The organism is Salinibacter sp. 10B, assembly GCF_002954405.1.
GTDB lineage: Bacteria > Bacteroidota > Rhodothermia > Rhodothermales > Salinibacteraceae > Salinibacter.
In genome coordinates this window covers 3,408,299-3,423,493 of sequence record NZ_MQWC01000004.1, presented here as the reverse complement: position 1 = coordinate 3,423,493, position 15,195 = coordinate 3,408,299, and the positions used below count along the sequence as shown (strand labels likewise).

Annotated in this window: 10 protein-coding genes; 3 read left to right on the top strand and 7 right to left on the bottom strand. The window is 61.8% G+C overall.

Translation table 11 applies throughout. From position 1 onward, the window contains the following. Nucleotides 1-27: 27 nt before the first annotated feature. The 7 genes from BSZ35_RS13985 to ileS all read right to left on the bottom strand — a co-directional run bounded on the left by BSZ35_RS13985 (nucleotide 28) and on the right by ileS (nucleotide 9,899). On the bottom strand, nucleotides 28-372 hold the full coding sequence (locus tag BSZ35_RS13985) for a metalloregulator ArsR/SmtB family transcription factor (RefSeq protein WP_105013023.1): 345 nt from the start codon (nucleotides 370-372) through the stop codon (nucleotides 28-30). After that, on the bottom strand, nucleotides 369-1,619 hold the full coding sequence (gene lepB, locus BSZ35_RS13980) for a signal peptidase I (RefSeq protein WP_105013022.1): 1,251 nt from the start codon (nucleotides 1,617-1,619) through the stop codon (nucleotides 369-371). The genes BSZ35_RS13985 and lepB overlap by 4 nt, the downstream gene beginning before the upstream one ends. 42 nt (nucleotides 1,620-1,661) lie before the next feature. Beyond that, a complete protein-coding gene (locus tag BSZ35_RS13975) occupies nucleotides 1,662-2,525 on the bottom strand; it encodes a hypothetical protein (RefSeq protein WP_146110109.1) in 864 nt (287 codons plus the stop codon). A 118-nt stretch (nucleotides 2,526-2,643) separates the two neighbouring features. Then, complete coding sequence (lepA, locus tag BSZ35_RS13970; protein ID WP_105013020.1) at nucleotides 2,644-4,452, bottom strand: translation elongation factor 4; 1,809 nt, start codon at nucleotides 4,450-4,452, stop codon at nucleotides 2,644-2,646. Nucleotides 4,453-5,126: 674 nt separating this feature from the next. Further along, nucleotides 5,127-5,864, bottom strand: coding sequence for a signal peptidase II (locus BSZ35_RS13965; protein WP_105013019.1), 738 nt, complete (start codon nucleotides 5,862-5,864; stop codon nucleotides 5,127-5,129). 262 nt (nucleotides 5,865-6,126) lie between these two features. Continuing rightward, nucleotides 6,127-6,558, bottom strand: coding sequence for a TraR/DksA C4-type zinc finger protein (locus BSZ35_RS13960; RefSeq protein ID WP_105013018.1), 432 nt, complete (start codon nucleotides 6,556-6,558; stop codon nucleotides 6,127-6,129). Nucleotides 6,559-6,632: 74 nt separating this feature from the next. Continuing rightward, nucleotides 6,633-9,899: an isoleucine--tRNA ligase gene (gene ileS / locus BSZ35_RS13955; RefSeq protein ID WP_105013017.1), complete on the bottom strand. Its 3,267-nt coding sequence runs from the start codon at nucleotides 9,897-9,899 to the stop codon at nucleotides 6,633-6,635. A 383-nt stretch (nucleotides 9,900-10,282) separates the two neighbouring features. Here ileS and BSZ35_RS13950 point away from each other — a divergent pair, with 383 nt between their 5' ends. Genes BSZ35_RS13950 through BSZ35_RS13940 form a run of 3 tightly spaced genes read left to right on the top strand, consistent with a single transcriptional unit; the run spans nucleotide 10,283 to nucleotide 15,174 of the window. Further along, nucleotides 10,283-11,587 (top strand): Glu/Leu/Phe/Val dehydrogenase, encoded by a 1,305-nt coding sequence (locus BSZ35_RS13950; protein ID WP_105013016.1) that lies wholly within the window; start codon nucleotides 10,283-10,285, stop codon nucleotides 11,585-11,587. Nucleotides 11,588-11,624: 37 nt separating this feature from the next. Then, entirely contained in the window at nucleotides 11,625-13,556 is a 1,932-nt protein-coding gene (locus tag BSZ35_RS13945; RefSeq protein WP_181149345.1) for an Ig-like domain-containing protein, read from the top strand. Nucleotides 13,557-13,575: 19 nt separating this feature from the next. Further along, nucleotides 13,576-15,174 carry an NAD(P)H-hydrate dehydratase gene (locus BSZ35_RS13940; protein ID WP_258096475.1) on the top strand — a complete coding sequence of 533 codons (1,599 nt, stop codon included), beginning with the start codon at nucleotides 13,576-13,578 and terminating at the stop codon, nucleotides 15,172-15,174. Nucleotides 15,175-15,195: the final 21 nt, after the last annotated feature.

The following is a 15,195-nucleotide window of genomic DNA, read 5'->3' as shown; positions in this document are numbered from 1 at the left end:
GCCAGACGGATTCTCACGCTTCACGCCTCACTCGTTCTCGGCCCCGTGCGACAGCGCATTTTCCAGCATCTCCCGCACGTGGTCGTCGGCCAAACGGTAGTAGACGTGGCGCCCGTCCCGACGGTGTGATACGAGACGCGCGTCTCGCAGCACGCGGAGCTGGTGGCTCACGGCGGACTGGCTCATGTCGAGCGCGTCGACGATCTCATGGACGCAGACCTCTCGGTCTCGCAGCAAGCATAGGATGCGAAGACGCGTGTCGTCCGCAAATCCCTTGAGAAGCTGCACGGTCGGGGTCAAAACGACCTCGTTCGGCACCCCCTCTTCCAGGGCCCCGTCTCCATCGCATTCGGTATTGAGTTGATCTGTCATTTCGAGCCGGAAATCTGGTTTGCGTCTGCCGAGGCTGTGCTCGCCGTCGTCGCCCGTGAAGACGAAGGCGCCCTCTTCTCAGCAGTCCCCCGACGAGGTGAACGACGGTTCCCGGGACGACGCTCCACCGTCGCCGAATCCGACAGCTGCTGCATGACCGTCTGATCCCGGAAGACCTCGTCGTCCTCAATGGGATTCATAATCCGCCCAAAGCGGGGCATCCACGCCTGGTGGTCCCAAGAGAAGTACGTGATGATTGCCTTCCCCACCACGTGATCCATCGGCACGAACCCCCAAAACCGGCTGTCTTCAGAATTGTCCCGGTTGTCCCCCATCACGAAGAAATAGTCCTGCTGAAATGTATACGTGGTGGTACGCTCGCCTTCGATCGCAAAGGTCGAATCGGTCATCTGACGAGCATCCCGCTCCTCATAGCGCACAATCACTGGCTTATAGACAGACCAGTTCTTATCGGTGAGAGTGATGGTCTCCCCTTTTTTGGGAATGCGAACCGGCCCATAGTTGTCCGGCGTGTATCCTCGTCCGGAGGGATACATCAAATCCCCGTAGTTCGAGTTTCGGAAAATGTAAGGCTCCACCGATTCGACCCACGACCACGAGTGCACTTGGCGTGCTGCCGCAGGGGTGGCCAGGATCCGGATCGTCGTAGCGCTTTGCGTAGGCTTCACCTCGCTAATGCCGATTTCCTCCATGCGATTGCGAGGAATCTGGTAGCGAGGGTCTGACTTCCTCACGCTCCAGTACTGCTGCATGCCGCGTCCCAGGGGCAGGGAACGTTCCCCGACGTGCACAACCTTGTCCCGCACTGCGATCTTCTCTCCCGGCATGCCGATCACGCGTTTGATGTAGTGCACCTTCCGATCGATTGGCCCCTCCTTTGGCGGAAAATTGAACACAATCGGGTCTCCCCGCTGCACCTCAGAGAACCCTCCAAGACGGGTGTACGGAAAAGAAACGCCGGGCATGTAGATAGAGGTGAAGGGAACCCCCACACTCATCGGCATCCGCGTGCCGTAGTGGAGCTTCGACACAAAAAGATAGTCCCCCACAAGCAGATTCTCCTCCATTGAGGGTGTCGGGATTCGGAAGAGATCAAAGAAAAGCGTGCGGATGATCAAGACGACGACGAAAGCGACAATGAAGGCTTCGGCCCACTGGCGGAGTTCTCCCTTTTCTCGGGGCGTTTCGTCGTCGGAATCCCGGTGCGAACGGTCGCGGGTGGACATGTCGATGGAGTTGGACAAAGGGATCGTTGATCAGGTGGGGAATTAGGGAGACGAGGGCGCCGGATTCGATGCCCGCTCAGGGGAAGAGTTCGTGTCGCGTGCATCCAACCGAGGCCGCCGTCCCGATACAATGTCAAAACGGGAGATGCGTTCGCGGAAAAAGTCCTGGCCGTCAAAACCGACCCGGAAATAATGGTTCGTCTGTTCCACGTACACGTAATCAACGTAGGGCGCCCGCTCGCCCTCGCGTAGAGGCTCGAGCAGAGCGGCCCGGAGGGCGGGAAGTCGGTCGCGGTGCGATCGGCGGGTAGATACAATAAGCCCTCGCCCTTGTTGCCCGTCAACGTCCGTCACGCGCACCGGCAGCCCGCCATTCACGACGAACCAGTAGGAAAATTGAATCGGCTCTTCGCGCGTGCTGTCGGGAGCCCGTGCCCATTCGTTGGAGTAGACGTCCGCAAACGTGCGGGTGGGATCCCCAAACTGGGCCTGCAGACGAGCGCGGAGGTCGCGCGTACGTGCCGTGTCGATGAAATTAATGCGCGTTCCGCTTCCGTAGTAGGCCCACTCGACGTTGCTGTATCGGTCCAGGAACCAGGAGCGCTCCAGATCCCGCACCCGTCGCACGTCGTCCAGGGGAAAAGGCGGGGGCGCGTCGACTGTCGTGGACGTGTCGGACGCCGCGGCCGTGGCCACAAGCGGGGGAGCTTGCGTCGGAAGGGTCTTGGGCGGCAACACCCGGAGCGGACGCGATCCCGAAAGCACTTCTCGCGCCAGCAGCCGGATGCGCGCCCGCTGATACCGCTCCAGCAGAGAGAGCGAATCCTGAGCGGCCCGGTCGGCTCTAGTCTGTGCCTGCAGCGGCTCTGCCGCGCTGAGGCTCGCAATCATCATCAGGACGATCATCCCCCACCCCCCGTGTTCTTGGAGACACAGGGGGCTCCACAATACTGGGCAGGTGGGATTCGTCATATCCGTTGCGAGGCGTCGATTCGTCGCGCTCCAGTAGGAACGGCCACTGGGATTAATCATCCTCGTCCATCGAAAGGATGGCGAGGAAGGCCTCCTGCGGTACATCGATCTCGCCCATCTGCTTCATCCGCTTCTTGCCCTTCTTCTGTTCTTCGAGGAGCTTCTTCTTCCGGCTCACGTCCCCGCCGTAACACTTAGCGGTCACATCCTTGCGCCGGGCCTTAATGGTCTCGCGGGCCACGATGCGGCGTCCAATCGACGCCTGCACCGGGACTTCAAAGAGCTGTTTCGGGATGACATCCTTCAGCTTCTTGGCCAGCTTCCGCCCCACCTCATAGGCCTTGTCGCGATGCACGATGGTTGAGAGCGGATCGGCCGGCTCCTCGTTGATGAGGATCGTGAGCTTGACGAGATCGCTCTCGCGGTATTCGACAAACTCGTAGTCGAAGGAGGCATATCCGCGGCTGACGCTCTTCAGGTTGTCGTAGAAGTCGAAGACAATTTCGGCCAAGGGCAGCTCATACTCCAGTTTCACGGTTTGGCTGTCGAGCCAACGCTGATTGCCGTACTCGCCGCGCCGGTCCTCGCAAAGCTGAATGATGTTGCCGATGTAGTCGCTCGGCGTAATGATGTCGGCCTCCACGTACGGCTCGTAGACGGTCTCGATGTCGCCGTAGTGGGGCATGTCCTCCGGGCTGTCCACCATCACGTAGTCGTCCTGATCTTTCACCTCCACGTGGTACTCCACGTTCGGCACCGTGGTGATGAGGTCGAGGTCGAACTCCCGCTCCAGGCGCTCCTGAATGATCTCCATGTGCAGCAGGCCCAGAAAGCCGACCCGAAAGCCAAAGCCAAGGGCCGCAGAGCTTTCCGGCTCGTACGTGAGCGAGGCATCGTTGAGGGCCAACTTTTCGAGCGCCCCGCGCAGCTCTTCGAAGTCGTCGGTGTCGGTGGGATAGATGCCGCTGAAAACCATCGGCTTCACCTCTTCGAAGCCCGGAATCGGCTCCGTGGCCGGATTATCGGCCAGCGTGATCGTGTCGCCGACCCGTGTGTCCTGAATGTCCTTCACAGAGCCGATGACGTAGCCCACATCCCCGGCCGTGAGCGTCTCCACCTTCTGGCGTCCCATCCGAAGAATGCCCAGCTCCTCGGCGTCGTACGTTTTGTCGGTCGCCATGAATTTCATCGTGTCGCCCTTATCAAGCGTTCCGTCGAAGAGACGGGCGTATACGACGGACCCGCGGTACGAGTCGTAGATGGAGTCGAAAATGAGGGCGCGGAGGGGAGCCTCCGGATCGCCGGACGGAGGCGGAATGCGATCGATGAGCATATCAAGCATCTCGTCGACACCCTCCCCGGTCTTCGCACTGATCTGAAGGATGTCTTCGGCGGGCTCACCAATCAGGTCCTCCAGCGCCTGTGCCACCTCGTCGGGCCGCGCCACCGGCAGATCCACTTTATTGATCACCGGTATGATCTCCAGGTCTTGCTCCAGGGCCAGCCATAGATTTGAGATCGTCTGCGCTTCGATCCCCTGCGACGCATCAACGAGCAGAATGGCTCCTTCGCAGGCCTTGAGCGCCCGGCTCACCTCGTAGGTGAAGTCGACGTGCCCGGGCGTGTCGATAAGATTGAGCGTGTAGTCGGTCCGATCCGCCGTGTGCGTCATCCGCACGGCGTGGCTCTTGATGGTGATCCCCCGCTCGCGCTCCAGGTCCATGTCGTCGAGCGTTTGCTCCTTCATTTCACGCTCGGTAATGGTCCCGGTACGCTCCAGGAGCCGGTCGGCCAGGGTACTTTTCCCGTGGTCGATGTGCGCAATGATGCAGAAATTTCGGATCTTCGACAGGTCAGGCATGAACGCAGCGCTCCGTCAGTAACACGTGCAGCGAGGGGCGGGACGGGTAGGAATTCGTCGAATGTCACCTACGAATGACTCCTCCCATTTGTGCATAGCCGATGTTACGGACAAGGGGGACGCACGTTGCACAACTCGCCCGCTGGTCGTCTGAGAACGTCGGCTCGTATTCTCACGTATTCGATCCGACTCGTCAAAACGCCATCTTGCTATTCCTTTTCGCTCCTTCCCACGCCGGGCCATCTCTTCTCATTTTGCCCTCATTCATGTGGCCGCTTCCGGAATCTCGACTCCCCCTCCTCCTTCTGGGTCTGTGGCTGGCCGGTGTCTGGCCCCTCCGTGCTCAGGCCCAATCCGTTCCCGCCCCCCGAACGTCCTTCGTGACCCGGTCTCCCTGCTTGCCAGGCGCTCCGCCTCAACGAACAGGCGCTGTCCGCCTGCCGCCTGAAGTCGCCCCATTACAAGAGCCCGCCGTCCCGTCATGGACGGAATTATGTCCACAGTCGCCCCGCTTCTCCGCCTCCCTCCCCCAAAACAGGAATAACACCTCGTCGCCCGGTGCCCCCGTGAGCAGATACGGTGTCATTGTGATTGCCGCTGTGGGGGCTGTGTACGCAACCCATCTGTTGCGTGCCATTGCAGTGACGTCCCCCCGTCCGACCTAATCCACAGCCTCAGTCGTCTTTCGATTGCTCGTCGAACGGCCAGTCCTCATCCGCCGAAACCGACACGTCCTCCGGTGTAGCCGTGTCGTCATCGAATCCGGACGACGCCGCCCCCTTTCCGGAAGGCGAAGCGTCTCCATTGTCCTCCTCGGTCGTCTCCCCTGCTGCCGACTCGCCGCCGGACGGTTCCGCTTGCTGCTCCGCCAAGCGCCGTTCGTGGAACGTACGGTGAAAGAAAAGCACCCCGACCACCCCAATCACGATGGCCATATCGGCCACATTCCAGATGGGAAAGAGCTCCATGTACGCCCCGCCAATGAGCGGCACCACGTTGGGAATAAACCCTTTCCAGAGACTTACATGGATAAAGTCGACGACGTGGCCGGTAAACCAGGTTCCGTAGTCGAGGAGAACCCCGTAGAAGACGCGGTCAATGACATTGCCGATGGCCCCCCCAAAAATGAGACTCAGACTCCACCGAAACGGGGCGTAGGCGTTTCGCACCCAGTAGATGTACACCGCCACCGCACACGTTGCAATCATCGAAAGAACCGTTACCGTTCCCGGCGGCCCAATCGTAATGCCGAATGCCATCCCCGGATTCTCAGTAAAGGTTAACCGTAGCCAATCACCGACGAGAGGAATCGAGTGGGTGATCCCCGCCCGAGGCGCAACAAATTGAAGCACGGCCACCTTGGTGGCCTGATCCAGGAGAACAACAACAGCGGAAAGCCAGAGAACACGCATGATTTGGGTATGTGGGTATCGGAGTGTGGGGGTGCGGGACGCTACAGCGTGACTCAATTGCAGTGCGCACTCACATGACCCGAATGGAAAAAGGGAAGACAATGTCCGCCGGCCCCGGTTCAGGGAACGGCGGATCGCTTAGCGAAGAAACTCGCACGGGATATTTCAACCGCGCCTCCACCGCTTCAGGGAAGTGGAAATGATTCGCTCATGCTCGCGCGGGACGGGACTCCCACACGCTCACACGCCCAAACTCACAAACTCAGGATTTTTCTTGTCGCTTCGCCTCGATTGAGATTTCGGTGTGGGGAACGGCCTCCAGTCGCTCTTTGGCGATGGGCTCACCGGTTACCCGACAGATGCCGTACGTCTTATTCTCGATGCGCTCGAGGGCGCGCTCCAGATATCCGATATACTTTTGTTGACGAGCAATCATGAGATGGAGCTTTTCTCGCTCCATCGCATCGGTCCCTGCATCGGCCATGTGGACCCCGTAGGCCGTATTGTCACCGGACTGCTCTTTGGCCTCCTCCACCTGCTCGCGCATCTGCTCAATTTCCTCCTTTGCCTCCTTCCGGCGCTGGAGCAAGAGATCCTTGAAGTGTTCGAGCTCTTCGTCGGAGAAGGGCGTTTCTCTTTCTTCTCCACTCATTGTATCGGACGAGGAATTGGGGGTTGGACTATCAGTCGCCATGGGCTTTAAAAGAACATGTCTGCCTGAACGAAAATTGGGCTGCTCCGGACAGGGCGAACCGCAAGTACACAGGATTAGGCGCTTACCGCCTCACCAGGATCAGCGCGCCGAACGCCGATGGTCAGCTGCTCATCGCCAATCTCGAACGACTCGACGGCCTCCCCTGACAGCTGAGATGGAGCGGACGGCTGCAACTCCAGGGCCAGCGTCTCGTTCCGGATCCAGTCGGTGTGCTCCGCTACAGCCTCCGCAATGGCATCGGAGCCGTGATACGCAATCTCGATCCGGTCAGTCACCTCAAAACCGGCATCCTTGCGGAGGTTTTGAATGCGCTTCACTGCCTCACGGGCAAGCCCCTCAGCCCGCAGCTCGGGCGTGATCTCGGTGTCGAGGGCCACTGTCACGTCGCCCTCCTGCTCCACGAGCCAGCCCTCAATGCCCTCACTCTGAATGATGAGATCGTCGGGGCCAAGCTCGACCTCCTCGCCGTCAACGGTGAGCATAAGCTCGCCGGTCTCTACGTACTCGTTGATCGTCTCGTCGTCGAGCTGACGCACCTTCTGGTTGACCTCTTTCACGAGGTCGCCAAGGCGCGGACCGAGCCGGCTGAAGTCGGGCTTCGCCGAGCGGCTCACCACCTCGCTGCTGTGCTCTACGTACTCGATCTCTTTGACGTTCACCTCATCCAGAATGATGTCCTTCACCTGCTCTACCTCCGCTTCGGGCACGCCGGTGCCCGTCACGACCAGAATCCGCGGCAGCGGCTGCCGGACGTTGATCTCGGCCTGATTGCGCAGTGAGAGGGTGCTGGACGCGATGGAGCGGGCCAGGCCCATGCGACGCTCCAGCGCTTCGTCGCGCTCTTCCTTGCTGACCTCGGGAAACGACGCCAAGTGTACCGAGTCGGTCTCGCTGCCGGTCACGTCTGTGAGCGTGCGGTAGAGCCACTCCCCGAAGAAGGGCGCAATTGGGCTCATGAGCTTGGCCGTGGCCTCCAGGCATTCGTAAATCGTCTGGTAGGCCGCTTCCTTTTTCTCGGCCGACACGGTTCCGCCTTGTCCAGCCGAGCTGGGCTGTCCGGGCTGCCCGTTCTGTTCGCTCTTCTTTGACGCCCAGAAGCGGCTCCGCGAGCGGCGCAGGTGCCAGTTCGAGAGTTCCTCCACAAAGCCCTCGACCGCCCGGGCCGCAGTCGTCGGGTCGTACTCCTCCAGCGCCTCCTCCACTGTCTGCGTGGTGGTGTGTAGGCGACTGATGATCCACTGGTCGAGCTCCGGACGCTCGTCGACGGGCATCCGATCTTTCTGATAGGTGAAGCCGTCGATGTTGGCGTAGGTGGCGAAGAAGCTGTAGACGTTTTCGAGAGTGCCGAAGAACGTGCGACGCAGGTCGCGCAGCCCCCGCTCGCTGAAGCGCAGATTCTCCCAGGGCGGCGCATTGCTCATCATGAACCAGCGCACCACGTCGGCCCCGTACTCGTCGATCACCTCGAACGGCTCCACGGTGTTGCCCTTCGACTTCGACATCTTGTTGCCCTCTTCGTCGAGCACGAGGCCGTTGACGACCACGTTCTCGTAGGCGACGTCGTCAAAGATGAGGGTCGCAATCGCGTGGAGCGAATAGAACCAGCCGCGTGTCTGGTCCACGCCCTCGGCGATGAAGTCCGCCGGAAAGTTGGCCTCGAACGCCTCCTCGTTCTCGAAGGGATAGTGCCACTGCGCGTACGGCATGGCGCCAGAGTCGAACCACACGTCGATCAGGTCCGGCACGCGGCGCATGGTGCCGCCCTCCGGCCCTTCCCACGTCAGCTCGTCCACGAACGGGCGATGCAGATCGATTTCGTCATCGTCCTCGGGCAGCTGGTCGCCGCACTTCTCGCGCAGTTCCGCCACCGAGCCAATGACCTCGTAGTAGTCGGAGTCCTCCTTGTCGCTCTCCCACACCGGAAGTGGCGTCCCCCAGTAGCGGCGGCGGCTGAGCGCCCAGTCCACGTTGTTCTCCAGCCACTCGCCAAAGCGTCCTTCGCCGATGGCCTCGGGCTGCCAGTTGATGGTGTCGTTGAGCTCCACCATCCGGTCCTTGAGCTCGGTGGTCTCGATGAACCAGCTCTCGACCGGGTAGCTCATCAGGGGCGTGCCCTTGCGCCAGTCGTGCGGGTAGTTGTGGAGGTAAGTCTCGTGCTTGTAGAGGCGCCCACGGCGCTTGAGGTCGTCGGTGATCGTCTTGTCCGCATCCTTGAACCACATGCCCTCAACCAGCGGCGCCTCCTCGGTGAACTCGCCGTCCTTATCAATAGGATTGAAGAGCGGAAGTCCCTTCTCCTGCGCCACTGCGTGATCCTCTTCACCGAAGGCCGGCGCCATATGCACGATGCCGGTGCCTTCTTCGGTCGAGACGATGTCGGCATCCAGGACGTACCAGGCGTCCTCGCCCGGCGTGGCCCGATCGGTAAAGTAGTCGAACAGCGGCTCGTACTCGCGCCCGATCAGTTCTTCGCCCGAGAGTGTCTCCTCCACCGTATAGTCCTCGTCGATCACGTCGTCGAGCAGGGCCTCCGCCAGGATCAGCTTCTCGGGGCCCTGGTGCGGGTCCTCGTGGTGAATCTTGACGTAGGTGAGGTCCGGCCCCACCGCGAGCGCCGTGTTGGAGATGAGCGTCCACGGCGTCGTGGTCCAGGCGAGGAAGTACGTATCTTCTTCCCCGGCCACCGGGAAGCGGATGTACACGCTCGGGTCCTGCGTCTCTTCGTAGCCGAGGCTCACCTCGTGCGACGAGAGGACGGTGTGCGAACCGGGGCTGTACCACTGGATCTTGTGCCCCTTGTAGAGCAGGTCTTCCTCCTCGATCTGCTTGAGGAGCCACCAGACGGTCTCGATGTAGTCGGTCTCGAACGTCACGTAGGGGTCGTCGAGATCCACCCAGTAGCCCATTCGCTGGGTGAGCGTGTCCCAGAGGTCCTTGTACTCCAGTACGCTCTCGCGGCAGGCGGCGTTGTACTTCTCGATGCCGTACTCCTCAACCTGCGCCCGGCTTTCGAGCCCCAGTTCCTCCTCTACCTCAATCTCGACGGGCAGTCCGTGGGTATCCCACCCCGCCTTACGGGCCACCTGATAGCCCTGCATGGTCTTGTACCGGCAGAAAATGTCCTTGATGGCCCGGGCCAGTACGTGGTGAATGCCGGGCTTGCCGTTGGCCGTGGGCGGCCCTTCATAGAAAGTATACGTAGGCTGCCCTTCGCGCTCCTCAATACTGCGCTCGAACACGTTCTGGTCGTCCCACCAGTCGAGGACCGTCTCTTCGAGGGCGGGGAGATTGACTTGATCGGGGGTTTCGAACTGCGCCATCGGGGATCGTCGGGGATTCGATAGAGTCTCGCGTCAACAGCCGGTACCAACGACGCGGCGCGGGTGGATGTTCGTTGGTTTTTGGAGAGATATTGCCGTCGGAAACCGATCAGCCCCGAAAATCCGCTGTCTGCCTTCCTCCGTCCGCTCCAGTCTGGTCTCGCAGACCGCCTCCTCCCCAAACCAAAGAGGCACGCTCCCTTGCCGGCGGATGAACGACTTCGAAAATACATCGAGAAGACGTGAGCGAACCGTCGACGCGGGCAACCGCAACCGCTTCCAATCGTTCGGAAGAAGCTATCCCATCGTGGTCCCCCCTTCCCTTCGAAGGGTAACGATGCCTTGAACACTCCGTCGTTTCTGCGCACCAGCTATCCCCTGTCATGCCTTTCAGTTTCGATGTTCACGAACCTGCGGTGTACCGTGAACCGGCCCCGATCGACCACGACGACCCCTTCCAGTCCATGATGGAGCGGTTCGACGTTGCGGCCGAAATTTTGGAGCTCAATCCGGGATTTTACGAATACCTGTGCCGCCCCTCCCGCATTCACATTACGTCCGTGCCGGTCGAAATGGACTCGGGCCGCGTGAAGGTGTTTGAGGGCTACCGCGTGATCCACAACAACGTGCTTGGGCCCAGCAAGGGGGGCATTCGGTACGCACCGGACGTGACGCTGAACGAGGTCAAGGCACTGGCGGGGTGGATGACCTGGAAATGTGCCCTGGTCGACGTGCCCTTCGGAGGAGCCAAGGGCGGCATTGTGTGTGATCCGTCCGAGATGAGCCCGAAAGAGTTGGAGCGACTGACCCGGCGCTACACCGCCGACCTGTTCGACGTATTCGGGCCGGATAAGGACATTCCCGCCCCGGACATGAACACGAACGAGCAGATTATGGCCTGGGTGCTCGATACCTACTCGATGCACGCGCGCCGAACGGAAAATGCAGTGGTTACGGGCAAGCCAGTCGGACTAGGCGGCTCGCGCGGACGCCGGGAGGCGACCGGTCGCGGCGTAATGACCGTGACGATGGCGGCAATGGAACGGCTGGGACTTGCGCCGAGCGACTGTACTGTGGCCGTGCAGGGATTCGGCAACGTGGGATCTACGGCCGCCGAGCTGCTGGCCGCGCAGGGCTGCACAGTCGTGGCCGTGAGCGACGTAACGGGCGGCTACTACAACGAGGCTGGACTCGACATCAAGGAAATGCAAACCTACGTCGAACAAAACGGAGGCACGCTCGATGGGTATGAGAACGCACAGCCCATCACGAATGAGGAGCTGCTCACGCTCGACGCCGACGTGCTCGTGCCTGCCGCGAAGGAAGATCAGATTGACCGCGAGATTGCTGAGGAGACCGGCGCCCGAATTATCGTAGAGGGCGCCAACGGCCCCACCCTCCCGGAAGCCGACGAGGTCCTTCAGGACAAGGGGGTACTCGTCATTCCGGACATCCTGGCAAACGCGGGGGGCGTGACGGTATCGTACTTCGAATGGGTGCAGGATCGCCAGGGCTTCTTCTGGACCGAGGAACGCGTGAACCGACGCCTCGACCGCATGATGCGGGATGCGTTTGACAAGGCGTACAAGACTGCCGACGAGCATGACGTGTCCCTCCGCATCGGAGCCTACGTAATGGGCATTCGCAAGGTCGCCGAAGCCCTTCGGATGCGTGGGATTTATGCATAACACGATGAACGCGCGAAGGCCTGAACGTATGGATGGGATGCGTACGAACCCGATGCGGGACGCCCCCGGCTGGGGACACGCGAAGCTGATGCTGCTCCTGGGAGGCCTCGTCGCGATGATGACGTCGTGTGCAAACCCGATGGCTCCTCGTGGCGGCCCCCAGGACGAGACGCCCCCCTCTGTCGTAAGCACACGCCCCCAGAGGGATACCGTGAACGTGGCCACGGACACTCGCTCGGTGTACATCGAATTTTCGGAGTACATGGAGCGCAGTACGCTCACGCAATCCCTCTCCATCACGCCCCAGTTCGACGAGCGCCTTCGCTTTGACTGGAGCGGCGAGGGGGTGGAAATTGAACTGCCGTCATCGCTCCGCGACAGTACCACCTATCTCTTCTCGTTCGATACCAACCTGACGGACGCCCACGGCGTGTCGCTGGACGCGCCGATAACGGTGGCCTTCTCAACGGGCCCGCGCATCAATCAGGGAGAAATTCGAGGGCGTGTGGTACGACCTGCAGAGGGAACGCCCCAGCCCAAAGTGGACGTATTTGCATATGCCCTCTCCGGGAGTGGATCCTCCCCTCTTTCTTCCCTTCCCTCCTCTCCGGCCTACCGCACACAAACGGGGGAGGATGGAACGTTCTCCTTCGAGTACATGCGGGAACAGCCTTACTACGTCGTGGCGGTGCGTGACAACAACCGCAACCGGCGCCCCGACCCGGCCGAGCCATTTGCCGTGCCGCCTCGTCCGTCTATTGCCGCCGACACGACGCAGGCCGCCGTGCCCGTGCCCTGGCTTCTAACACGGGCCGATACTCTGCGCCCTCGCTTCCAGCGCGTCGAGCCGGTAAGCCGCCAGCGCCTGCGTCTTCGCTTCAGCGAACCGATTCGCTTATCGTCCCCCGAACCGGGCGCCTGGACGCTCCGCGACTCCATTCCCAATGCGCCTGTAAAGGTCCGTGCCGTATATCGGCCGGAGGAGCGAGTAAATGCTGTCGTGCTCCGTACCGCCCCCATGGACTCGACCCGACACGTGCTGCCTCTATCGGATACGCTCGTAGCGGATACGCTCGGGCAGCCCCTCGTGCCCGATACGGCCCACTTCCAAGCCGCCCCTCGTTCCGATACGACGCAAACCCGCTTTCGGACCTTCACCCCGGACGCCCGCTCGCCGGACTCGACGGGCGCCTATCCCCTCCTCCCCGGCGACCAACCCGGCGTTCGCTTTAACCAGGCGCCGGACTCCAGCACACTCCACCGCGTACTCAGCCTTCAGGACACGTCCGGACGCCCTCAATCCTTCGCGTGGACGACGAACGATGGTCGCACCTATCACCTTGCGCCCGACTCGCTCCTCCAACCCGGCGCCCTCGTGGACGTGACGGTGAATGCGGAGGCCCTCGCCGGGCCCGACACGACCTACCGGCAACGCTTCCGACGCGTGACCGACCGTGTGCTTGGCGCTCTCGAAGGACGCGCCACCTTCTCGTTCATCACGCGGCGGGACTCGGTACGCGGCGCGTCTCGTGCACCCGCTCCCCCTCCTGGGACCCCGCCCCCCGACTCGCTGGAAGCAACGCCTACTGCCCCAGCGGGCCGCGACTCTACCGCACGCGACACGACGGCCCAAGGCCCGATCGTTGTCGAAATTATCCCGACGGAGAGCCAGATTGCCCTCGACCCGCGCCAACAGACCATTTCTCCGGATAGCACATTTGTATTTCAGGAGCTCCCGCAGGGGACCTTTCGCTTCCGTGCCTTCCAGGACCGGAACGCAAATGGACGATGGGATGGCGGCCTCCTCGAGCCCTACACCCCGGCCGAGGCGGTAACGTGGAGTGAGCAAACGACAGATTCACGCCCTCGCTGGACAAACGTACTCCCTGCCGCGCTGCGCCTTCCGATTCTTGCCCCCCTCGCCTCCCCACCCCCCGACACAACGGCCACGGATTCACTGATTCGCTGACGCTTCCCTCCTACATAAAATGATCGGTTCAACGGACGCTCCTCCTGCTCTGACTGCCGACGCGATGCGTGCGGCCGACGAGTACACAATTGAGGAATACGGCATTCCCAGCTTTACGCTGATGGAGTCTGCGGGACGAGGAGCAGCCGACCGGATTCAGAACGCATATGGCCCCTTGGATGGGGAGACGGTCGTCATCCTCTGTGGAAAAGGCAACAACGGGGGAGACGGATTGGTCGTAGCCCGCCGCCTGTACGCTGCCGGTGCGCACATCCACGTCTGCCTCACAAGCAATCGGGAAGACGTACGAGACGACCCGGCCCGGAATCTGCGCCTGCTGGAACAGCTCCAAACGGAGGACAACACAGAACGGCTCACGATCGAATCCCTCGATACACTCAGCACCCTCACCGACACCGTCAATCGGCTGTCCCCCCACCTCTACGTCGACGCCCTACTGGGCACGGGACTCACAAGCGATCTGCGGGAACCCATTCGGAGTCTCGTCGACTGGGTCAACGACCGTCCCGCCCCCACTGTCGCGATCGACATTCCCACGGGACTGCATAGCGATACGGGGGCCGTACTCGGCACTGCCGTCGAGGCAGAGCACACGATCACAATGGCGGCGCCGAAAGTGGGGCTGTATGTTGGCGAAGCCCCCCGTCTCGCAGGCACAGTCGACGTGGTCGACATCGGCATCCCGACGTTTGTACTGAACCGTGTGGTCGAACGCCCTGGGTGCGTGCGGCAGACGACCGACACAACCGTGCGCAACTGGTGGCCCTCGCGCTCTCCTGACGCGTACAAATACAGCGTCGGCACGGCCATGGTCGTGGGCGGCAGCACCCGCTTCACCGGAGCCCCCCGCATGGCATCCAGGGCAGCGGTGCGCAGCGGGGCCGGGTACGTCACCTGCGCCTGCCCCGCCTCCGTTCAGTCCACCCTCGCCGGGACGCTTACTGCCGTTCCCACCCTTCCGCTCTCTACGACCGCCGAGGGCCTGGCGCCAGACGCCGTACGGACGGTGCTTGATGAACGGGCCGACGCGATACTCGTGGGACCGGGGCTTGGACGCGGGGCCAACACCCGCCAGTTTGTCCTCCGGCTCGTGGAGGAAAGCCCGGACATCCCCCTGGTTCTTGATGCCGACGGCCTCAACGCCCTGGCCGACACTGAAACGGACTGGACCAAGCACGCCAACGCCAGCTGGATTCTCACTCCGCACGCGGGCGAGTTTCGACGCCTGGCGGGAACGGTCGATCTTACCAATCGCGTTCGCGCGGTGCAGGAATACGCCCAGCGGTGGGGCGTCACCCTTCTGCTGAAAGGAAATCCCAGCATTGTCGCGGCCCCGAACGGAACGACGTTTATCGGGAGCACGGGCACACCAGCCCTCGCCACTGCCGGCACCGGAGACGTACTGGCCGGGCAGTGCGTGGGGCTCCTCGCACAGGGCCTTTCGCCCCTCCCTGCGGCAGCTACCGCCCTCCACCTCGGCGGTGCAGCAGCCCAGCGATACGCCCGAACCCGTGACCCCCGCACGCTGGCGGCTCCCGACCTCATTGACGAACTGCCCCGCGCCACTCACGATCGTCTCGGACGGAAGCCCGAATAGCCCCCTTCTCCATTTGCGTCC